This is a genomic window from Streptomyces sp. NPDC002403, assembly GCF_053593015.1.
Genome location: NZ_JBSFBQ010000004.1, coordinates 149,853 through 167,700 on the forward strand (window position 1 = coordinate 149,853; position 17,848 = coordinate 167,700).

Here is a 17,848-nt window from a genome sequence, read left to right on the forward strand (position 1 = left end):
GGTACGCGGGCATCGGAGTCGTCGGAGCCATCGGTGCCATCGGTGACAGAACCGACGATACCGGCGGAGAGCGGCGGCCCTGCGGCCGGGCCACCCGGGAACGGTCGTCCCTGGTCAGAGGCTCGGCCGTGGCGGAGGAACAGGGAAAGCGGCCCCCGGAGGTCCGGGAGCCGCCGCCCTGTTCACGCCGGAGGCGTCAGGCCTTGCGCGTGCGGGTCGCCTTCTTCGCCGCGGGCTTCTTCGCCGCGGCCGTCTTCGCGGTCCCCGCGGAGTTCGTCCTGGCCGTGGCCGTCTTCCTCGCCGGGGTCGACTTGGCGGCGACCGCCTTCTTCGCGGCCGCCTTCCGTACCGGCTTGCGGGCCGCGGGCACCGCGGCCTCGCTCACCCGTTCCGGATCCAGGATGCCCTGGAGGAACTTGCCGGTGTGGCTGGCCGGAACCCCCGCGACCTCCTCGGGAGTGCCCTCGGCGATGACCAGACCGCCGCCGCTGCCTCCCTCGGGGCCCATGTCGATGACCCAGTCCGCGGTCTTGATCACATCGAGGTTGTGCTCGATGACGATCACCGAGTTGCCCTTGTCGACCAGCCCGGAGAGCACCTTGATGAGCTTGCTGATGTCCTCGAAGTGCAGACCCGTGGTCGGCTCGTCCAGGACGTAGACCGTGCGGCCGGTGGAGCGCTTCTGGAGCTCGCTGGCGAGCTTCACGCGCTGCGCCTCACCACCGGAGAGCGTCGGCGCGGACTGGCCGAGCCGCACATATCCGAGGCCCACCTCGTTGAGCGTACGGAGATGGCGGGCGATCGTCGGGACGGCCTCGAAGAACTCCAGGCCCTCCTCGATCGGCATGTCCAGCACCTCGGCGATGGACTTGCCCTTGTAGTGGACCTCCAGGGTCTCCCGGTTGTAGCGCGCACCGTGGCAGACCTCGCACGGGACGTACACATCCGGCAGGAAGTTCATCTCGATCTTGATGGTGCCGTCGCCGGAGCAGTTCTCGCAGCGGCCGCCCTTGACGTTGAAGGAGAAGCGGCCCGGCAGATAGCCGCGCACCTTCGCCTCCATCGTCTCCGCGAACAGCTTGCGGACGTGGTCGAAGACACCGGTGTACGTGGCCGGGTTGGACCGGGGCGTGCGGCCGATGGGCGACTGGTCGACGTGGACGACCTTGTCGACCAGGTCGTCGCCGTCGACCCGGGTGTGCCGGCCGGGGACCGACTTGGCGCCGTTCAGCTCGCGCGCCAGGTGGGTGTAGAGGATGTCGTTGACCAGCGTCGACTTCCCCGAACCCGAGACGCCCGTGACGGCCGTGAGCAGACCGAGCGGGAAGGAGACGTCGATGTCCTGGAGGTTGTTCTCCCGGGCTCCGTGCACCGTGAGCCTGCGCTGCGGGTCGACGGGGCGCCGGACGTCGGGCATCGGGATCGACTTCTCGCCGTTCAGGTACTGACCGGTGATCGACTCGCCGTTGGCCAGCAGCTCCTTGAGCGATCCGGAGTGGACCACCTTGCCGCCGTGCTCACCGGCACCGGGGCCGATGTCGACGACCCAGTCGGCCACCTTGATGGTGTCCTCGTCGTGCTCGACGACGATGAGCGTGTTGCCCATGTCGCGGAGGCGGACGAGGGTCTCGATCAGCCGGTGGTTGTCCCGCTGGTGCAGGCCGATGGACGGCTCGTCCAGCACGTACAGCACGCCGACCAGGCCCGAGCCGATCTGGGTGGCGAGCCGGATGCGCTGGGCCTCGCCGCCGGACAGGGTGCCGGCCGCGCGGTTGAGCGAGAGGTAGTCGAGGCCGACGTCGACCAGGAACCTCAGGCGCTCGTTGACCTCCTTCAGCACGCGCTCGGCGATCTTCTTGTCACGGGCGTTGAGCTTCATCCGGCCGAGGAACTCGGCGCACTCGCTGATCGACATCGCGGCGACCTCGGCGATGGACCTCTCCATCACCGTCACCGCGAGGACGATCGGCTTGAGCCGGGTGCCCTCGCAGGTCGGGCAGGGCACCTCGCGCATGTAGCCCTCGAAGCGCTCCCGGCTGGAGTCGCTCTCGGCGTCGGAGTGGCGCCGCTTGACGAACTGCACCGCGCCCTCGAAGGCGGGGGTGGTGTACGCGCGCTCGCGTCCGTAGCGGTTGCGGTAGCGGACCTCGGTCTGGATCTTGTGGCCGTGGAGCAGGGCCTTCCTGGCCCGCTGCGGCAGCCCGGCCCAGGGGATGTCCGTACGGAAACCGAGGGCGTCGGCGAGTGCGTTGATCTGCCGGCCGAAGTACTCCTTGGTGTGGCCGTGCGACCAGGGGTGGATCGCGCCCTCGTCGAGCGACTTCTCCTCGTCGGGGACGATCAGCTCCGGGTCGACCTCCATCCGCGTACCGATACCCGTGCAGTCGGGGCAGGCGCCGAAGGGCGAGTTGAAGGAGAAGGAACGCGGTTCGAGCTCCTCGAAGGAGAGGTCGTCGTACGGGCAGTAGAGGTGCTCGGAGTACATCCGCTCACGCTCGGGGTCGTCCTCGGGGAGGTCGACGAAGTCGAGCACGACCATGCCTCCGGAGAGCCCGAGCGCGGTCTCGACCGAGTCGGTCAGCCGGCGCTTGGCGCTCTCCTTCACCGTGAGACGGTCGATGACCACCTCGATGGTGTGCTTCTCCTGCTTCTTCAGCTTGGGCGGCTCGGAGAGCTGGATGGTCTCGCCGTCGACCCGGGCCCTGCTGTAGCCCTTGGTCTGCAGATCGGCGAAGAGGTCGACGAACTCGCCCTTGCGCTCGCGCACCAGCGGCGAGAGCACCTGGAACCGGCTGCCCTCGGGCAGGCCGAGCACCTTGTCGACGATCGCCTGCGGCGACTGGCGCGAGATGGGCCGGCGGCACTCCGGGCAGTGCGGCTTGCCGATCCGGGCGAAGAGCAGCCGGAGGTAGTCGTAGACCTCGGTGATGGTGCCGACCGTCGAGCGCGGGTTGCGCGAGGTCGACTTCTGGTCGATGGAGACGGCGGGCGAGAGTCCCTCGATGAAATCGACGTCCGGCTTGTCCATCTGGCCGAGGAACTGGCGGGCGTACGAGGAGAGGGACTCCACGTAGCGCCGCTGGCCCTCGGCGAAGATCGTGTCGAACGCGAGGGACGACTTGCCCGACCCGGAGAGCCCGGTGAAGACGATCAGGGAGTCGCGGGGGAGGTCGAGCGAGACGTTCTTGAGGTTGTGCTCGCGAGCGCCACGGACGATGAGACGGTCGGCCACGCCGGTCCGCACCTTTCTGGAGAGAAGTGGGGGAACTGAGCCCCTGTCCCAGGGTATGGGGGGCGCCACAGCGATGTACGAAGCTTTCGACCCCGAGCGTATAGCACGCGCATTCGATTTATGGACGCCTGTGGACTCCTTCACCCGAATGAGTGGCGAGGCTAGGCTCAGCCTCATGATTGATCATGCGCACGACCTGGAAGCCGTACGTGAAGCAACCGATCGACTGCTCAGCGCCACCGGAAAACTGGACGCCGCCGCACTGGCCGAGCCGTCCCGTCTTCCCGGCTGGAGCCGGGGTCATGTCGTTGCGCACCTCTCCCGTAACGCCGATGCGCTCGTAAATGTTCTCCAGAGCCGGCCCATGTACGCAGACAGCGAAACCCGCGACCGAGACATCGAGCGCGACGCGCCCCGGCCGCCGGCCGAGCAGCTGGCCGACCTGTCCGCGAGCGCGGACCGCTTCGCGGCCGCGGCCGCGGCCCCGGCCGACTGGTCCCGCACGGTCACCCTGCGCAACGGCGTGACGGACTCCGCCTCCCGGCTCCCCTTCCGCCGCCGGGTCGAGGTCGAGCTGCACCATGTCGACCTGGGGATCGGCTACGAGCTGGAGGACCTGCCCCAGGAGTTCGTCGCCCGGGAGATCGAGTTCCTCGCCGAGCGGTTCGAGGGGCACCCCGATGTCGTGTCCACGAGGCTGGACGACGGCCGGGGGCCGATCCGGACGACCGGCGGCGGCGCGGAGGGCGGTCCCGTCACCGTCCGCGGCGCGGCCCCCGAACTCCTCGGCTGGCTCTGCGGCCGCCGCGACGGGGCGGCGCTGACCGTCGAAGGCGGCCCGCTTCCCGCACTGCCCCCGCTATAGGCTGAGAGTCATGACGTACAGCGGAGCGGTCAAGGTCGGCGGACGCGCGGACGTGCACGAGCTGACGGATCTGATGATCTCCAAGGTCGCCGTCGGCCCGATGAACAACAACGCGTATCTGCTGCGCTGCCGGGCCACCGGCGAGCAGCTCCTGATCGACGCGGCCGCCGAGGCCGGCACGCTGCTGCGGCTGATCGGTGACGACGGCATCGCGTCCGTCGTCACCACCCACCGGCACGGCGACCACTGGCAGGCGCTGGCCGAGGTGGTGGCGGCCACCGGAGCGAGCACCTACGCCGGGCGGTACGACGCCGAGGGCATCCCGGTCCCGACCGATGTCCTCGTCGACGACGGCGGCACGATCCGGGTGGGCGAGGTCGCCCTGACCGCCCGCCACCTCGTGGGTCACACCCCGGGCTCCATCACGCTGGTCTACGACGACCCGCACGGCGCCCCGCACCTGTTCACCGGGGACTGCCTCTTCCCCGGCGGGGTCGGCAATACGCACAAGGACCCCGAGGCCTTCGCGAGCCTGCTCCACGACGTGGAGACCAAGCTCTTCGACCAGCTGCCCGACGAGACATGGGTCTACCCCGGACACGGCCACGACACCACGCTCGGCGACGAGCGTCCGCAGCTGCCGCAGTGGCGCGCCCGCGGCTGGTGACACCGGCCGGGGCGAGCCCGCGCGCATGAGGTGCGGAAGGGCCGGGGCGGGCAGCGAATCGCCGCCCGCCCCGGCCCGTGCCGTTCCCGTCCGCCGCAGTGGTCAGGCGTCTACGCCCGCGCCCTTGCCGGCGGTCTCGTCCGCGTCCTCGGCCGACTCCGCCCGGGCCTGCTTCCTGTTGGCCACGAGACTGGTGATCGTGGTGATCACCAGCACGCCGCAGATGACGCCGAGCGAGACCGGGATGGAGATCTCGGGGACGTGCACCCCGGACTCGTGCAGTGCGTGCAGCACCAGCTTCACCCCGATGAAGCCGAGGATGACCGAGAGCCCGTAGCTGAGGTGGACCAGCTTCTTCAGCAGCCCGCCGATCAGGAAGTACAGCTGCCGCAGCCCCATCAGGGCGAAGGCGTTGGCGGTGAAGACGATGTACGGGTCCTGGGTCAGACCGAAGATCGCGGGGATGGAGTCCAGGGCGAAGAGCACGTCGGTGGTGCCGATGGCGAGCATGACGACCATCAGCGGCGTCAGGACGCGCTTGCCGTTGTTCCGGATGAAGAGCTTGGTGCCGTGGTAGCGGTCGGCCACCCCGAAGCGGCGCTCGATCGTCTTGAGCAGACGGTTCTCCTCGAACTCCTCCTCTTCCTCGCCGGCCCGCGCCTCCTGGATGAGCTTCCACGCGGTGTAGATCAGGAACGCGCCGAAGATGTAGAAGACCCACGAGAAGTTGGCGATCACGGCTGCACCGGCGGCGATGAAGACCGCCCGCAGTACCAGCGCGATCAGCACACCGATCAGCAGCACCCGCTGCTGGAGGTGCGAGGGGACCGAGAACTTCGCCATGATCAGGACGAAGACGAAGAGGTTGTCGACACTGAGCGACTTCTCGGTGATGAAGCCGGCGAAGAACTCGCCCGAGGCCTGGCTCTCGCCGAAGAGCAGCAGGCCGAGCCCGAAGAGGACGGCCAGCGCGATCCAGACGACCGTCCAGATCCCGGCTTCCTTGGTCGTCACGTCATGGGGCTTGCGCCCGATGAAGAAGTCGACGGCGATAAGGGCTGACAGACCAAGAATGGTCAGCACCCAGAGGGTCCATGAAACGTCCACTGCGCCTCCGGCAGTTCGCTACGGCTACTGATCAGCGTCGTCGCTGCCGGAGGTCTCTTCCACCCGGGCGCACGGGCTGTGCGCCACGGGCCGGCGCCCCGGGACCGGTCACGGTCCGTATTGACGGGAACGCCGCGTATGGGAGTACTCCCCTCCGCTCAAAGAACAGTACAGGGAACACCAAGGAAAGGTAAAGAAGAGGGTAAAGATCATTCAAAAGCGCTGGTAGGAGTGGTGAGAGAGCAAAGCCGGGCGCACCGGCCCCGGTACGGGCCGGTGCGCCCGGCTCAGGTCGGTGCCGGTGCGCCCGGCTCAGGAGCGCCGGGGGCGACGGGCCGCGGCCACCTTGGCGAGCACCTGTTCCAGGACCCGGCTGCCCTGCGGTATCCGAGACGGCTCGTACGTCCAGGCGTGCCCCACCCAGGGATCGGCCAGGTGGTCGTCGGCGACCGGGGTGAGCCGGAGCAGCGAGCGCCACAGCGGGTCGAGCACCGGCCCGTACGCGCTGGCGTCCTCCCGGTCCGCGACCATCAGCAGATGGACGCCGACCGAGGGCCCCTCGTCGGCGAGGTAGCGCAGCTGGGTGACGGCCCGGTCGTCGAAGCCGTGCGGGAAGTCGTTGACGATCAGCAGCTGCTCGCCCGTGTCCACGTCCGGCGGAAGCGAGTCGGCAGCGCCGGCCCGGATCGCCATCTGCACCAGGTCCACGCGCCGGGTGAGATGGGCGAGGACCGTGGCCACGCCTCCCGCTCCGGAGGCGGGCGGCCCCGCGAGCGCCCCGGACCGCACCAGGGGCGCGAGCGCTCCGGCCGCCGAGCCGGCGGGGTCTATGACATGGACCGAGAACTCGCCGGCCGGGTAGACGGCCAGCAGCCGGGCCGCGTGCGCGACCGCGCTCTCCATGGCGAGGCCGCGCAGCCGGGCACCGTCCAGCACGGCCGCGGCCTCGGACGCCGTACGACCGCTGTCGATCCAGATGCCGCGCTCCAGCGGCAGCCGGACCAGCAGCGGGATGTGCAGGCCGGGGTTCTCGGGCAGGTGGAGGTCGCCGATGCGCAGCGCCATGGGGATCTCCATCGGGACGCGGTAGGCGTGCCAGACGGGGTTGTCCCAGCCCGCGAACGGGGCGGGCAGCGCGGGCTCCACCACGTCGGCCTCGGCGGCGAGCTGGGCGAGGTCGCGGTCGAGGGCCTCGCGGGCCCGGGTGGTCAGCTCGTCGCGCTTGGCCCGGGCCTCCGCGCGGGCCCGGTCCCCCGCGCCGCCGATCCGGCTGCGCGGGTCGGACAGGGTGCGGTCGAGCTCCTGCTCCATGCGGGACTCGGCGAAGTCGACGGCGCTGCGGTAGGCGGCGGTGGTGCGGGCCAGGTCCTCGAACATGCCCCAGATCTGGTTGTAGAGGCGCTCGTCCATGGACCAGCCGGTCGCGTCCCCGGCGACGGGCCGGGCGGGGCGGCCCGGCTCGGCGGGCGGCGCGGTGGGCGGGGGCGGCGGGGGTGCGGCGGACTGGCGGCGCGGGTGCGCGTAGTTGATGGGCCCGCCCGTCGGGGCGGAGGGCGGCGGGGTGACCGGCTCCGTGAGCGGTTCGGGCTGCTGGGCGGCGGGCCGGCGGCCGTCCGGGGGCGGCACGGGGCCGGCGCCGGATCCGACCCGGCCGGCGTCCGGGGTGCGCGGCGGGGGCGGGGCCACCGAGCGGGCCATCGCCCGGGTGACCGCGTCCTGGATGGAGTGGGCCAGCTCGGCGGCCCGGGGCAGACCCTGGTCGGCGAGCATGGCGGCGAGGCCGCCCGCGTAGCCCTGGCCGACGGCGCGTACCTTCCAGGCGCCCTGGCGGCGGTAGAGCTCCAGGGCCGCGACCGCGGACTCGGTGTCCAGTCCGGTGAGGGTGAAGGTGGCGATCTCGGTGCCGTCGAGCCCGGTGACGGCGACGAACGGGGAGGCGACCGCGCCGAACCGGACCGGGCCGCCGACTCCCGTCGGCAGGGCCAGCAGCACGGTGACCCGGTGCACCGAGGCGGGCAGGGCGTCGAGGTCCACGGCGAGCCGGTGGTCGGCGGCGGCCTGCCTGGACACTTCGAGCCCGGGGAGCTGGGGCGATCCCGGGTGGGCGATCCATTCGGTGCCGTGCACCGTTCCGTTCTCGTCGCCGAGCGTGGCGCCGGCCACGACAGGCGTGCCGGCCGATACCCGGATCTCCAGACGGGTCTGGGGCAAGGTGTGGTTCTGCCCCCGGACCAGCTCGGCCGTCATTGCCCTGTCCCCTCGACGATTCACTGCTGCGTGGTGCGCCGCGTGCGGTGCAGCGTCATGCGGTGCGGCGTTGTGTGGTGCGGCGTCATGCGGTGCAGCTCCCGGCGGCCGATGCCTCCGGGAGCTGCGGGTACCGATGTGTACCGGCTCGGAGGGTGCCGAAAGGTCCCGGCCCCCTCCCCCGGTCGGGCCCTGCCTACAGGTGCGGCAGGATCGCCGGCATCAGGTCCTGGAAGGTACGGCCGTTGGCCGGGTTGCCGAGGGCCGTCATCTGCCAGGCGTTCCCCGAGCGGTGCACCTTCGCCATGATCTGGGCGGTGTACTGCCCGCCGCCGTCCAGCGTGTAGCGGGCGAGCTCCTGGCCGTTGGTCTCGTCGACGATGCGGCAGAAGGCGTTCTGCACCTCCTGGAACGTCTGGCCGGTGAAGGAGTTCACCGTGAAGACGATCTGGTCGATGTGGACCGGCACCCGCTGCAGGTCGACGAGGATCGCCTCGTCGTCGCCGCCGGAACCGGCGCCGCCGACCAGGTTGTCCCCGGTGTGCTTGACCGAGCCGTCATCACTGACGAGGTGACGGAAGAAGACCACGTCGACCGGCTGCTTGTCGGCGAAGAGCACCGCCGACGCGTCGAGGTCGATCTCCCGTGTACGTGAACCGAACAGACCCCGGCGCGGTGCCGCCTGCCAGCCGAGCCCCATCCGCACCGCGGTCAGGGTCCCCCCGTCGCTCTTCTGCAGGCTGATGGCCTGACCCTTGGTCATATTGACCGTCACGCGCTGTCCCCTCTCCGCTTTCCCCGCAACCGTCCGTGCGCGGTTTCCCAGCACCCTACGCAGTCGCGCCGGTGGCGCGGCCGCTCAGGGCCGTTTTGTGTCGGTCCTGCAACACACCTGATGCGACGGGCTCAGGCAAGGCCCGCTTCGCGCATCTGTCGCAGCTCCTTCTTCAACTCCCCGACCTCGTCGCGCAGTCGCGCCGCCACCTCGAACTGGAGGTCCGCGGCGGCGGCCCGCATCCGGTCGGTCATCTCCTCGATGATTCCGGCGAGTTCGGTGGCGGGCCGGTCGGTGACCGCTGCGCCGCCGCCCTTGGCCTTCTTGGACGCGGCAGCCTTGACGCCCAGTGCGGGAACGGGTGCCTTGGCGCCCTTCGCCTGGCGGTAGCCGGTGCCGAGCAGCTGCTCGGTGTCGACCTCCTCGCGGGCGATCGTCGCGACGATGTCGTTGATCTTCTTCCGCAGCGGCTGCGGGTCGAGACCGCGCTCGGTGTTGTACGCGATCTGCTTCTCGCGGCGGCGGTTGGTCTCGTCGATGGCCTGCTCCATCGCCGGGGTGATCTTGTCCGCGTACATATGGACCTGCCCCGAGACGTTCCGGGCGGCACGGCCGATGGTCTGGATCAGGGACGTCCCCGAACGCAGGAAGCCCTGCTTGTCCGCGTCGAGGATGGCGACGAGCGACACCTCGGGCAGGTCGAGGCCCTCGCGCAGGAGGTTGATGCCGACCAGTACGTCGTACTCCCCGGAGCGCAGCTCGCGCAGGAGCTCGATGCGGCGCAGCGTGTCGACGTCGCTGTGCAGATAGCGGACCTGGATGCCGAGCTCCAGGAAGTAGTCGGTGAGGTCCTCGGCCATCTTCTTGGTGAGGGTGGTGACCAGGACCCGCTCGTCCTTCTCGGCGCGGGTGCGGATCTCGTGCACCAGGTCGTCGATCTGACCCTCGGTGGGCTTGACGACCACCTCGGGGTCGACGAGGCCGGTGGGGCGGATGATCTGCTCCACGAAGCCCTTGCCCCGGGACAGCTCGTACTTCCCGGGGGTGGCGGAGAGGTAGACGGTCTGGTCGATCCGGCTCAGGAACTCCTCCCACTTCAGCGGGCGGTTGTCGAGCGCGGAGGGGAGCCGGAAGCCGTGGTCGACGAGGGTGCGCTTGCGGGAGGCGTCGCCCTCGTACATCGCACCGATCTGCGGAACGGTGACGTGCGACTCGTCGAGGACGAGGAGGAAGTCCTCGGGGAAGTAGTCGAGGAGGGTGTTGGGGGCGGTGCCGGGCGAGCGGCCGTCGAAGTGCATCGAGTAGTTCTCGACGCCGGAACAGGTGCCGATCTGCCGGAGCATCTCGATGTCGTACGTGGTGCGCATCCGCAGCCGCTGGGCCTCCAGCATCTTGCCCTGCTTCTCCAGCTCGGCCAGGCGCTGCTCCAGCTCCTGCTCGATGCCGCTGACCGCCTTCTCCATGCGCTCGGGGCCCGCGACGTAATGGCTGGCGGGGAAGACGTGGAGGGACTGGTCCTCGCTCATCACCTCGCCGGTGAGCGGGTGGAGGGTGGAGAGGGCCTCGATCTCGTCGCCGAACATCTCGATGCGGACGGCGAGCTCCTCGTAGACCGGGAAGATCTCGATGGTGTCGCCGCGCACCCGGAAGGTGCCCCGGGTGAACGCGAGGTCGTTGCGGGTGTACTGGATCTCGACGAAGCGGCGCAGCAGCTGGTCCCGGTCGATCTCGTCGCCCACCTTGAGCTGGACCATCCGGTCCACGTACTCCTGGGGCGTACCGAGGCCGTAGATGCAGGAGACGGAGGCGACCACGACGACATCGCGCCGGGTGAGCAGCGAATTCGTCGCGGAGTGGCGCAGCCGCTCGACCTCCTCGTTGATCGAGGAGTCCTTCTCGATGTAGGTGTCCGACTGCGGGACGTACGCCTCGGGCTGGTAGTAGTCGTAGTACGAGACGAAGTACTCGACGGCGTTGTTGGGCAGCAGCTCGCGGAACTCGTTCGCCAGCTGAGCGGCGAGCGTCTTGTTCGGTGCCATCACGAGTGTGGGGCGCTGCAGCTTCTCGATCATCCACGCGGTGGTCGCCGATTTACCGGTGCCGGTCGCGCCGAGCAGGACGACGTCCTTCTCGTCGGCGCGGATGCGCCGCTCCAGCTCGGCGATGGCCGCGGGCTGGTCGCCACTGGGCTGGTAGGGACTGACGACCTCGAAAGGCGCCACCGAACGTTCGATCTTCGAAACGGGCCGCATGCAACCACCGTACGACCCACCACTGACAACCGGACGGGGTCAGCCGATGTGCCGGGCCCCGATCACCATTCTCCCGGCGGCGCGGGGTCGCGCGGCCGGGAGTGGAACGAGGCCGGGTCGGCATGCGTGCCGAACCGCGGCACCTGCCGCTGGGCCGGTATCCCGGGCGGCCGGCCGGCCCCCGCGTTCCCCGGGTCGTTCCAGTCCGGGGTGCCCATCACCATCAGCGGGTCGAACATCACGACCACCGCGGCGAGGATCAGGAAGCAGCCGGGGCCGATCAGCAGCGGCACCAGCGGTGCGGTCGCCGCGTCGGCCGCGGCGGTGTCGGGGAGGGCGCCGGGGTGCAGATGGACGCTGAGGGCGGCCATGCCCGTGTAGTGCATGCCGCTCACCGCGACGGCCATCACGACGCTGGCCCCGAGACTGGGCAGGAACCCGTGGACGGAGACGGCCGCCCAGAGCGCGGTGGTGGCGGCCACCACGGCGATGACGACGGAGAGGGCCACGGTGACCGTGTCGTACTCGAACTGCCCTTCGAGGCGCATTCCGGCCATACCCAGGTAGTGCATGGTGGCCACGCCGAGTCCGGTGATGGTTCCGCCCGTCACCAGGGCCATTCCGGTGGCACCGCGGTACCCGACGATGAAGATGCCGACGCCGACCATGCCGATGGCGACCGCGAGACTGGCGAAGGTGATCGGCTTGTCGTAGCCGATGACCACCCCGTCGACGGAGAAACCCATCATGGCGATGAAGTGCATGGTCCATATACCGGAGCCGATGGACGTCGCGCCGAGGGCCAGCCAGCCGGCCTTGAAGGAGCGCTCGGTACGCAGCGAACGGTTCGTGCAGCGCAGCCCGAGCGCAGCGCCGAGGCAGGCCATGAGGAAGGCCGCGACGGGCGTCACCGCTCCGTAGCTGAAACCGTCGATCGTGCCCTGCATGCTCGTACGCCCTTCGCGGAAGCCCGGGTTTCGGGGTGACCCTAAGGCGCGAGTCCCGGCAAACAAACAGAAGAGCTGCATTTTATCGAGCAGGAATTCGGCCTGTGACCCGGCATCGGCGGTCGCGTTCACGTTGTGGCCATCCTTCGCCTGTCCCGTGTTGGGGCGCGACTGTCACTCTCGGCCCGTCCGCAACTTCCGACGCAAGGAGTACACGTGTACGCACGCACCGCAACCGCCGCTCTCGCCGCCGCCGCCCTGATGGGCACCGGCGCCTTTCTGATGTCGGGCTCCGAGACTCGGACCACGGAACGGGCCACGGCCGGCGCCGGGCACGTGACCGCGGTCACCGGTATCAGCGCCGTGAGCGCCCGGTCCACGGACGTGAAGCGGACCGTGCCCGTCGTCCTCGCCCACCGGGGCGCTTCGGCCTACGCGCCGGAGAACACCCTGGCCGCCGTCGACAAGGCCGACGCCCTCGGCTTCGACTGGGTGGAGAACGACGTCCAGTTCACCAAGGACGGTGTGCTGGTGGTCGTGCACGACACCGATCTGAGGCGGACCACCGATGTCGAGGAGGTCTTCCCGGACCGGACCTCGTGGGCGGTCAAGGACTTCACGGCGGCGGAGATCGCCCGGCTGGACGCGGGCAGCTGGTTCGGCCCGCAGTTCGCCGGGACCCGGGTGCCCACGCTCAAGCAGTACCTGGACCGGGTCGAGCGCAACCGGCAGAAGCTGCTGCTGGAGATCAAGAGCCCCGAGATCTACCCGGGCATCGAGAAGGAGACCCTGCGGGTGCTGCGCCAGAAGGGGTGGCTCGACCGCGCTCATGTGAAGAACCGGCTCGTCATCCAGAGCTTCGGCGCGGACAGCGTGAAGAAGGTGCACCAGCTGCGCCCGGACGTCACGACCGGGTTCCTCGGCACCCCCGCGGTGGCCGACCTGCCGTCGTACGCGGCCTTCACCGACCAGATCAACCCCTCCTACACATCCATTTCGGCCGACTACGTGAACGCGGTGCACGCGCTGAAGGGCGCGCACGGCAAGAAGCTCCGGGTCAACACCTGGACGGTCAACGACGCGGCGAGCGCCCAGAAGGTGGCGGGCCTCGGCGTGGACGGGATCATCACCAACAACCCCGACGTGGTGCGCGAGGCCACGGGCTGAACCGGGGCCGCGGCCGGTTGTCAGTGGGCGGCCGTACCGTGGATCCCATGAACAGCACCGGAGTTGTCGAGTGGGCCGTCGTCGGGAGCGACATCGGCCCGCTGCTCCTTGCCGCGACCGGTACGGGCCTGGTGAGCGTGGCCTTCCACGCCCGTCCCGAGGTGCGGGAGAAGGCGCTCGGGCAGTTGCGGACGCGGCTCGGTGCGGAGCCGGTGGAGAATCCCGGCTCCGCCCGGCTCGCCGAGCCGATACGCAGGCTCGCGGCGTACTTCGCGGGCTCGTCGCGGGAGTTCTCGCTCGACCTGGACTGGTCGCTGACCTCGGGCTTCAACCGCCAGGTGCTCCGCGAGCTGGCGACGGGCGTGCCGTACGGGACGGTCGTCGGATACGGGGAGCTCGCCGGGCGCGTGGGCCGGCCGGGTGCCGCGCAGGCGGTCGGGGTGGCCATGGCGTCCAATCCGCTGCCGGTGGTGGTGCCGTGCCACCGGGTGGTGGAGAGCGACGGCGGACTCGGCGGTTTCGGCGGGGGGCTCGACACCAAGCGGCAGTTGCTGGCGCTGGAGGGTGTGCTGCCCCAGCCACTGTTCTGAGCCGGCCGCCGGGAGCCTCCGCACCGGGGCGGTCCCGGGTGACCGCCGTCGTGGGGACGCGCCCGTGCCCGGTGCGGACCCGGTTTCGCACCCGTGTACGGACTGGCACACTGCGTCAGTGACGAACACCCTTGACGCACCTGACACCCCCGCCGGGCCCGGCCGTCCCGCCACCCCGGTCTCGGCGGCCGAGCTTCCAGGGCTGCGGCGCAGAACGTCCGCGGTGCTCATAGGCAGCCAGATACTCGGCGGCCTCGGCGTGCCCATCGGTATCGCCCTGGCCCCCGTGCTGGCCACGGAGGTGAGCGGCTCCGAGGCGCTGTCCGGCCTGGCCCCGACCGCCTCGGTGACCGGGACCGCGCTGCTCTCGCTGCCGCTGGCCGCGCTGATGACCGCGCGCGGCCGGCGCCCCGGTCTCGTACTGGCGTATCTGATCGGTGCGCTCGGCGCGGGGCTGGTGGTCCTGTCCACTCTGGTGGAGAGCTTCCCGTTGCTGCTGCTGGGCATGGCCGGGTTCGGTGCGGGGTCCTCGGCCAATCTGCAGGCCCGGTTCGCCGCCGCGGATCTGGCCGAGCCCGACCGGCGCGGCCGGGCGATCTCCACGGTCATCTGGGCCACCACGATCGGCTCGGTCCTCGGGCCGAACATCGCCGCCCCGGTGGGCCGTGTCTTCCGCGGCTCCGCGATATCCGAGCAGGCGGGCCCGTTCGTCTTCGCGGCCGGGATCTTCCTGCTGGCGGCCTCGGTGGTCGGGGTGCTGCTGCGGCCGGACCCGCTGCTCACGGCGCGGGCGCTGGCACCGCAGGGCGACGAGTCCCGGGCCGGCCGTTCACTGCGTGCCGGAGTCGCGGCGGTCCGGGCCTCGCCGATGGCACGGCTGGCGCTGGTGACTGTGGCCGTCTCGCACACCGCGATGGTCTCGATCATGGTGATGACCCCGGTCGACCTGGGACATCACGGCGCCGGGCTCCAGCTGATCGGCCTGGTCATCAGCGGCCACATCGCGGGGATGTACGCGTTCTCCCCGGTGATGGGCTGGCTGTCGGACCGCTTCGGCCGGCTCGCGGTGATCGGTCTGGCGGTCGGACTGCTCTCCTGCGCCGCGCTGCTGGCCGGAACCGCGGGCGCCAGCCACGGGCAGACGGCGGCCGGTCTCTTCACACTCGGTCTCGGCTGGTCGGCGGGGCTGGTCGCCGGTTCGGCACTGCTCACCGACTCCGTGCCACAGGCCGCCCGCGCCGCCGTACAGGGTCTGTCGGATCTGACCATGAACACGGCGGCGGGCATCGGCGGAGCCGTCGCCGGGGTCATCGTCGCCCGGGCGAGCTACGGCTGGCTGAACGTGGTCGGAGCGTGTCTGCTGCTGCCGATGGCGGCGCTGGCACTGCGCCGGGCACTCGCCCGGCCCGCGGCACCGACGTCTCCACGCGACGCCTGAGGCTTCTGAGGTTCCATGGCCTTGTGAGGTTCCGGTGGCGGCCTGAGGTTCCGGAGCCTTCGTCGGAGCCGTCCGAGGCCTCGGACGGCTCCCGATGCCTCAGAGGCTGATGTGGTACGCCTTGCGCAGCGTCTCGTGCACGGTCCACGTCGTACGGTCGCCCTCGCGCAGCACGCAGGCGTCCCCCGGCCCGAGCTCCAGCGTCGCGCCGCCCTCGACCACCACGGTCGCGCGGCCGCTCACGACCACGAAGAGTTCGTTGGCCTCGGTGTCGGTGACCACGCCGGGCGTGATCTGCCAGATCCCGCGCAGTTGCTTGCCGTCGGGCGACTCCCAGAGCACCTTGCCGGTCACCACGGGCTCGCCCGAGACGATCTGTGCGGGGTCGAGCGGTTCCGGTTCGAGTTCGGCGTCCGGAATGTGTACGACGAACGAGGCAGGAGCTTGATCAAATGTGGTCATGGCCGGTCACCTTAGCGACCGCCGGAAGACGGCTCGGCAGCAGGATGCATCAGGACCGGTCGACGGAATCCCGGCCCTCCCACGGGCCCACCGACCGACCCACCGACCGGCCCTCTCGACCGACGGCCCGGCCGCCCCGCACGGGGCCGCCGCCACCGTCGCACGTTTGAGGCGGCCGCGCCCGCGACAGGGATGTGGACATGTCATCCAACGCGTCGCACAGCGCACATCCCTGCGCCCCCGCCCTCTCCACCGAGGTACGGGCGGCCCTCGCCGCGCACCACCCCGTCGTGGCCCTGGAATCGACGATCATCGCCCACGGTCTGCCACGCCCGCGCAATCTGCGGGTCGCCGAGGAGCTCGAAGGGCTCGTACGGTCCGCGGGCGCGGTGCCCGCAACCATCGCCGTACTCGACGGAAGGGCCCACATCGGCCTGGACAAGGACCAGTTGGAGCGGGTCGCCACGGATCCCGCGATGCGGAAGCTGGGCCACCGTGACCTCGCGCCGGCCCTGGCGACGGGGGCGAGCGGGGCGACGACCGTGTCCGCGACGGCGTTCCTGGCCGCACGCGCCGGCCTGCGCGTCTTCGCCACCGGCGGCCTCGGTGGCGTGCACCGGGAGTGGACCCGGACCCAGGACGAGTCCGCCGATCTCCGGCTCCTCGCACGGACCGGCATCACCGTGGTGTGCGCGGGAGTGAAGTCGATCCTGGACGTCCCGGCCACGCTCCAGCGCCTGGAGACGCTGGGCGTCACGGTGCTCGGTTACGGCACCGACCGCTTCCCCGGCTTCTATCTGACCAGTTCGGGCGAGCCGGTCGACTGGACGGTGCGGACGCCCGAGGAGGTCGCGGAGGTGATGCGGGCCCAGGACGGGCTCGGCGGTGCCGGCTCCGCGCTGGTCGTCGCCAATCCGGTGGCCGTGGCGGACCAGTTGGATCCCGCGCTCCACGACCGTGTGCTGGCCGAGGCACTGGACGAGTGCCGGGAACGCGGCATCGTGGGCCAGGCCGTCACGCCGTTCCTGCTGGACCGGCTGATGCGGGGTACCGGGGGCGCCTCGCTGGAGGCCAATCTGGCGGCCGTGCGCGGAAACGTGTCGCTCGCCGCGCGGATCTCCGGCGCGTGGGCCGCCGCGCCCCGGGACCCGGCGGCCGGACGATGACCGAGGGCGCACTGCTCGTCGTCGGGGACGTGGTCACGGACGTGGTGGCCCGGCACGGAACGGCACTGGTCCACGGTACGGACACCGTGGCCCGGATCCGCACCCTGCCCGGCGGCGCGGGGGCCAATGTCGCCTGCTGGGCGGCCCGTTCGGGGTGTGCCGACGTACGGCTGCTGGCCAGGGTCGGCGCCGACAGCGCGGACTGGCACCGGGCCGCGCTGCGGCGGGCGGGGGTGCGCTGCCTGCTGGCCGTGGACCACGACGTGCCGACCGCCACCGTCGTCGCACTGGTCGACTCCGACGCCGAGCGCACCTTCCTCACCGACAGCGGCGCCGTGCTCCGCCTCTCCCCCGACGACTGGTCACCGTCGATGCTGGACGACGTCGCCCATCTCCATCTCTCCGGCTACCTCCTCTTCGCCGCGACGAGCCGTGCGACGGCCCTGCTCGCCCTGCGGGAGGCGCGGCGGCGACGGATCCCGGTGAGCATCGATCCGGCCTCGGCCGGCTTCCTCGCCGAGCTGGGCGCCGACCGGTTCCTGGCCGCCGCGGAGGGCGCCGGTCTGCTGTTGCCCAACGCGGACGAAGCCCGGCTGCTCACCGGACTGCCCGAACCGGCCGACGCGGCGGCCAAGTTGAGTCTCCAGGCCGGCCGGGTGGTCGTCACGCTCGGCGAGGGCGGGGCGCTGCTCGCCGCCGGGGGCACGGTGACCCGGCGCGTCCCGGCCGTCCGGGTGCGCGGCGCGGTGGACTCGACCGGTGCGGGCGACGCCTTCACCGGCGGCTTTCTCGCGGCGCACCTGGCGGGGGCGGACGACGCCTCGGCCGTGGCGGCGGGCTGCCGGGCGGGCGCGGAGGCGGTCACCACCATGGGCGGCCGCCCCGGCCCATGACGCGGACACGGGCCCACCGCCCGGGCCCGTGCCCGCGGCC

14 protein-coding genes are annotated in these 17,848 nt (G+C 70.9%); 7 read left to right on the top strand and 7 right to left on the bottom strand.

Annotated features, from left to right (window positions below):
* Positions 1–196: 196 nt before the first annotated feature.
* Positions 197–3,232 (bottom strand): excinuclease ABC subunit UvrA, encoded by a 3,036-nt coding sequence (uvrA, locus tag ACWCPY_RS07140; RefSeq protein ID WP_451263324.1) that lies wholly within the window; start codon positions 3,230–3,232, stop codon positions 197–199.
* 175 nt (positions 3,233–3,407) lie between these two features.
* On the opposite strand from uvrA, the gene ACWCPY_RS07145 reads away from it, so the two are divergent.
* Positions 3,408–4,097: a maleylpyruvate isomerase family mycothiol-dependent enzyme gene (locus ACWCPY_RS07145; protein ID WP_451263325.1), complete on the top strand. Its 690-nt coding sequence runs from the start codon at positions 3,408–3,410 to the stop codon at positions 4,095–4,097.
* 10 nt (positions 4,098–4,107) lie between these two features.
* Entirely contained in the window at positions 4,108–4,764 is a 657-nt protein-coding gene (locus tag ACWCPY_RS07150; RefSeq protein WP_451263326.1) for an MBL fold metallo-hydrolase, read from the top strand.
* Positions 4,765–4,866: 102 nt separating this feature from the next.
* Here the strand turns inward: ACWCPY_RS07150 and ACWCPY_RS07155 are convergent, their stop codons facing one another.
* The 5 genes from ACWCPY_RS07155 to ACWCPY_RS07175 form a co-directional block, all read right to left on the bottom strand.
* Complete coding sequence (locus ACWCPY_RS07155) at positions 4,867–5,871, bottom strand: TerC family protein (protein WP_451263327.1); 1,005 nt, start codon at positions 5,869–5,871, stop codon at positions 4,867–4,869.
* A 312-nt stretch (positions 5,872–6,183) separates the two neighbouring features.
* Positions 6,184–8,118, bottom strand: a complete 1,935-nt coding sequence (locus tag ACWCPY_RS07160; protein ID WP_451263328.1) for a TerD family protein — start codon at positions 8,116–8,118, stop codon at positions 6,184–6,186.
* Between the two features lie 196 nt (positions 8,119–8,314).
* Positions 8,315–8,893 (bottom strand): TerD family protein, encoded by a 579-nt coding sequence (locus ACWCPY_RS07165; RefSeq protein WP_362443411.1) that lies wholly within the window; start codon positions 8,891–8,893, stop codon positions 8,315–8,317.
* A gap of 131 nt (positions 8,894–9,024) precedes the next feature.
* Positions 9,025–11,145, bottom strand: coding sequence for an excinuclease ABC subunit UvrB (gene uvrB / locus ACWCPY_RS07170; RefSeq protein WP_451263329.1), 2,121 nt, complete (start codon positions 11,143–11,145; stop codon positions 9,025–9,027).
* Positions 11,146–11,207: 62 nt separating this feature from the next.
* Positions 11,208–12,092 carry an MHYT domain-containing protein gene (locus ACWCPY_RS07175; RefSeq protein WP_451263330.1) on the bottom strand — a complete coding sequence of 295 codons (885 nt, stop codon included), beginning with the start codon at positions 12,090–12,092 and terminating at the stop codon, positions 11,208–11,210.
* A gap of 261 nt (positions 12,093–12,353) precedes the next feature.
* Between ACWCPY_RS07175 and ACWCPY_RS07180 the strand changes: the two genes are divergently transcribed.
* The 3 genes from ACWCPY_RS07180 to ACWCPY_RS07190 all read left to right on the top strand — a co-directional run bounded on the left by ACWCPY_RS07180 (position 12,354) and on the right by ACWCPY_RS07190 (position 15,287).
* Positions 12,354–13,259 carry a glycerophosphodiester phosphodiesterase gene (locus ACWCPY_RS07180; protein ID WP_451263487.1) on the top strand — a complete coding sequence of 302 codons (906 nt, stop codon included), beginning with the start codon at positions 12,354–12,356 and terminating at the stop codon, positions 13,257–13,259.
* A gap of 47 nt (positions 13,260–13,306) precedes the next feature.
* Positions 13,307–13,849, top strand: coding sequence for a methylated-DNA--[protein]-cysteine S-methyltransferase (locus ACWCPY_RS07185; RefSeq protein WP_451263331.1), 543 nt, complete (start codon positions 13,307–13,309; stop codon positions 13,847–13,849).
* A gap of 118 nt (positions 13,850–13,967) precedes the next feature.
* Entirely contained in the window at positions 13,968–15,287 is a 1,320-nt protein-coding gene (locus ACWCPY_RS07190; RefSeq protein ID WP_451263332.1) for an MFS transporter, read from the top strand.
* Between the two features lie 99 nt (positions 15,288–15,386).
* Here ACWCPY_RS07190 and ACWCPY_RS07195 read toward each other — a convergent pair whose 3' ends face one another.
* Positions 15,387–15,749 carry a cupin domain-containing protein gene (locus tag ACWCPY_RS07195; protein WP_329816937.1) on the bottom strand — a complete coding sequence of 121 codons (363 nt, stop codon included), beginning with the start codon at positions 15,747–15,749 and terminating at the stop codon, positions 15,387–15,389.
* 200 nt (positions 15,750–15,949) lie between these two features.
* Here ACWCPY_RS07195 and ACWCPY_RS07200 point away from each other — a divergent pair, with 200 nt between their 5' ends.
* Positions 15,950–16,915 (top strand): pseudouridine-5'-phosphate glycosidase, encoded by a 966-nt coding sequence (locus ACWCPY_RS07200; protein ID WP_451263333.1) that lies wholly within the window; start codon positions 15,950–15,952, stop codon positions 16,913–16,915.
* The gene (locus tag ACWCPY_RS07205) at positions 16,912–17,808 is read left to right on the top strand and encodes a carbohydrate kinase family protein (RefSeq protein ID WP_451263334.1); all 897 of its coding nucleotides are present in this window, start codon (positions 16,912–16,914) and stop codon (positions 17,806–17,808) included. Before ACWCPY_RS07200 ends, ACWCPY_RS07205 begins: the two co-directional genes overlap by 4 nt.
* Positions 17,809–17,848: the final 40 nt, after the last annotated feature.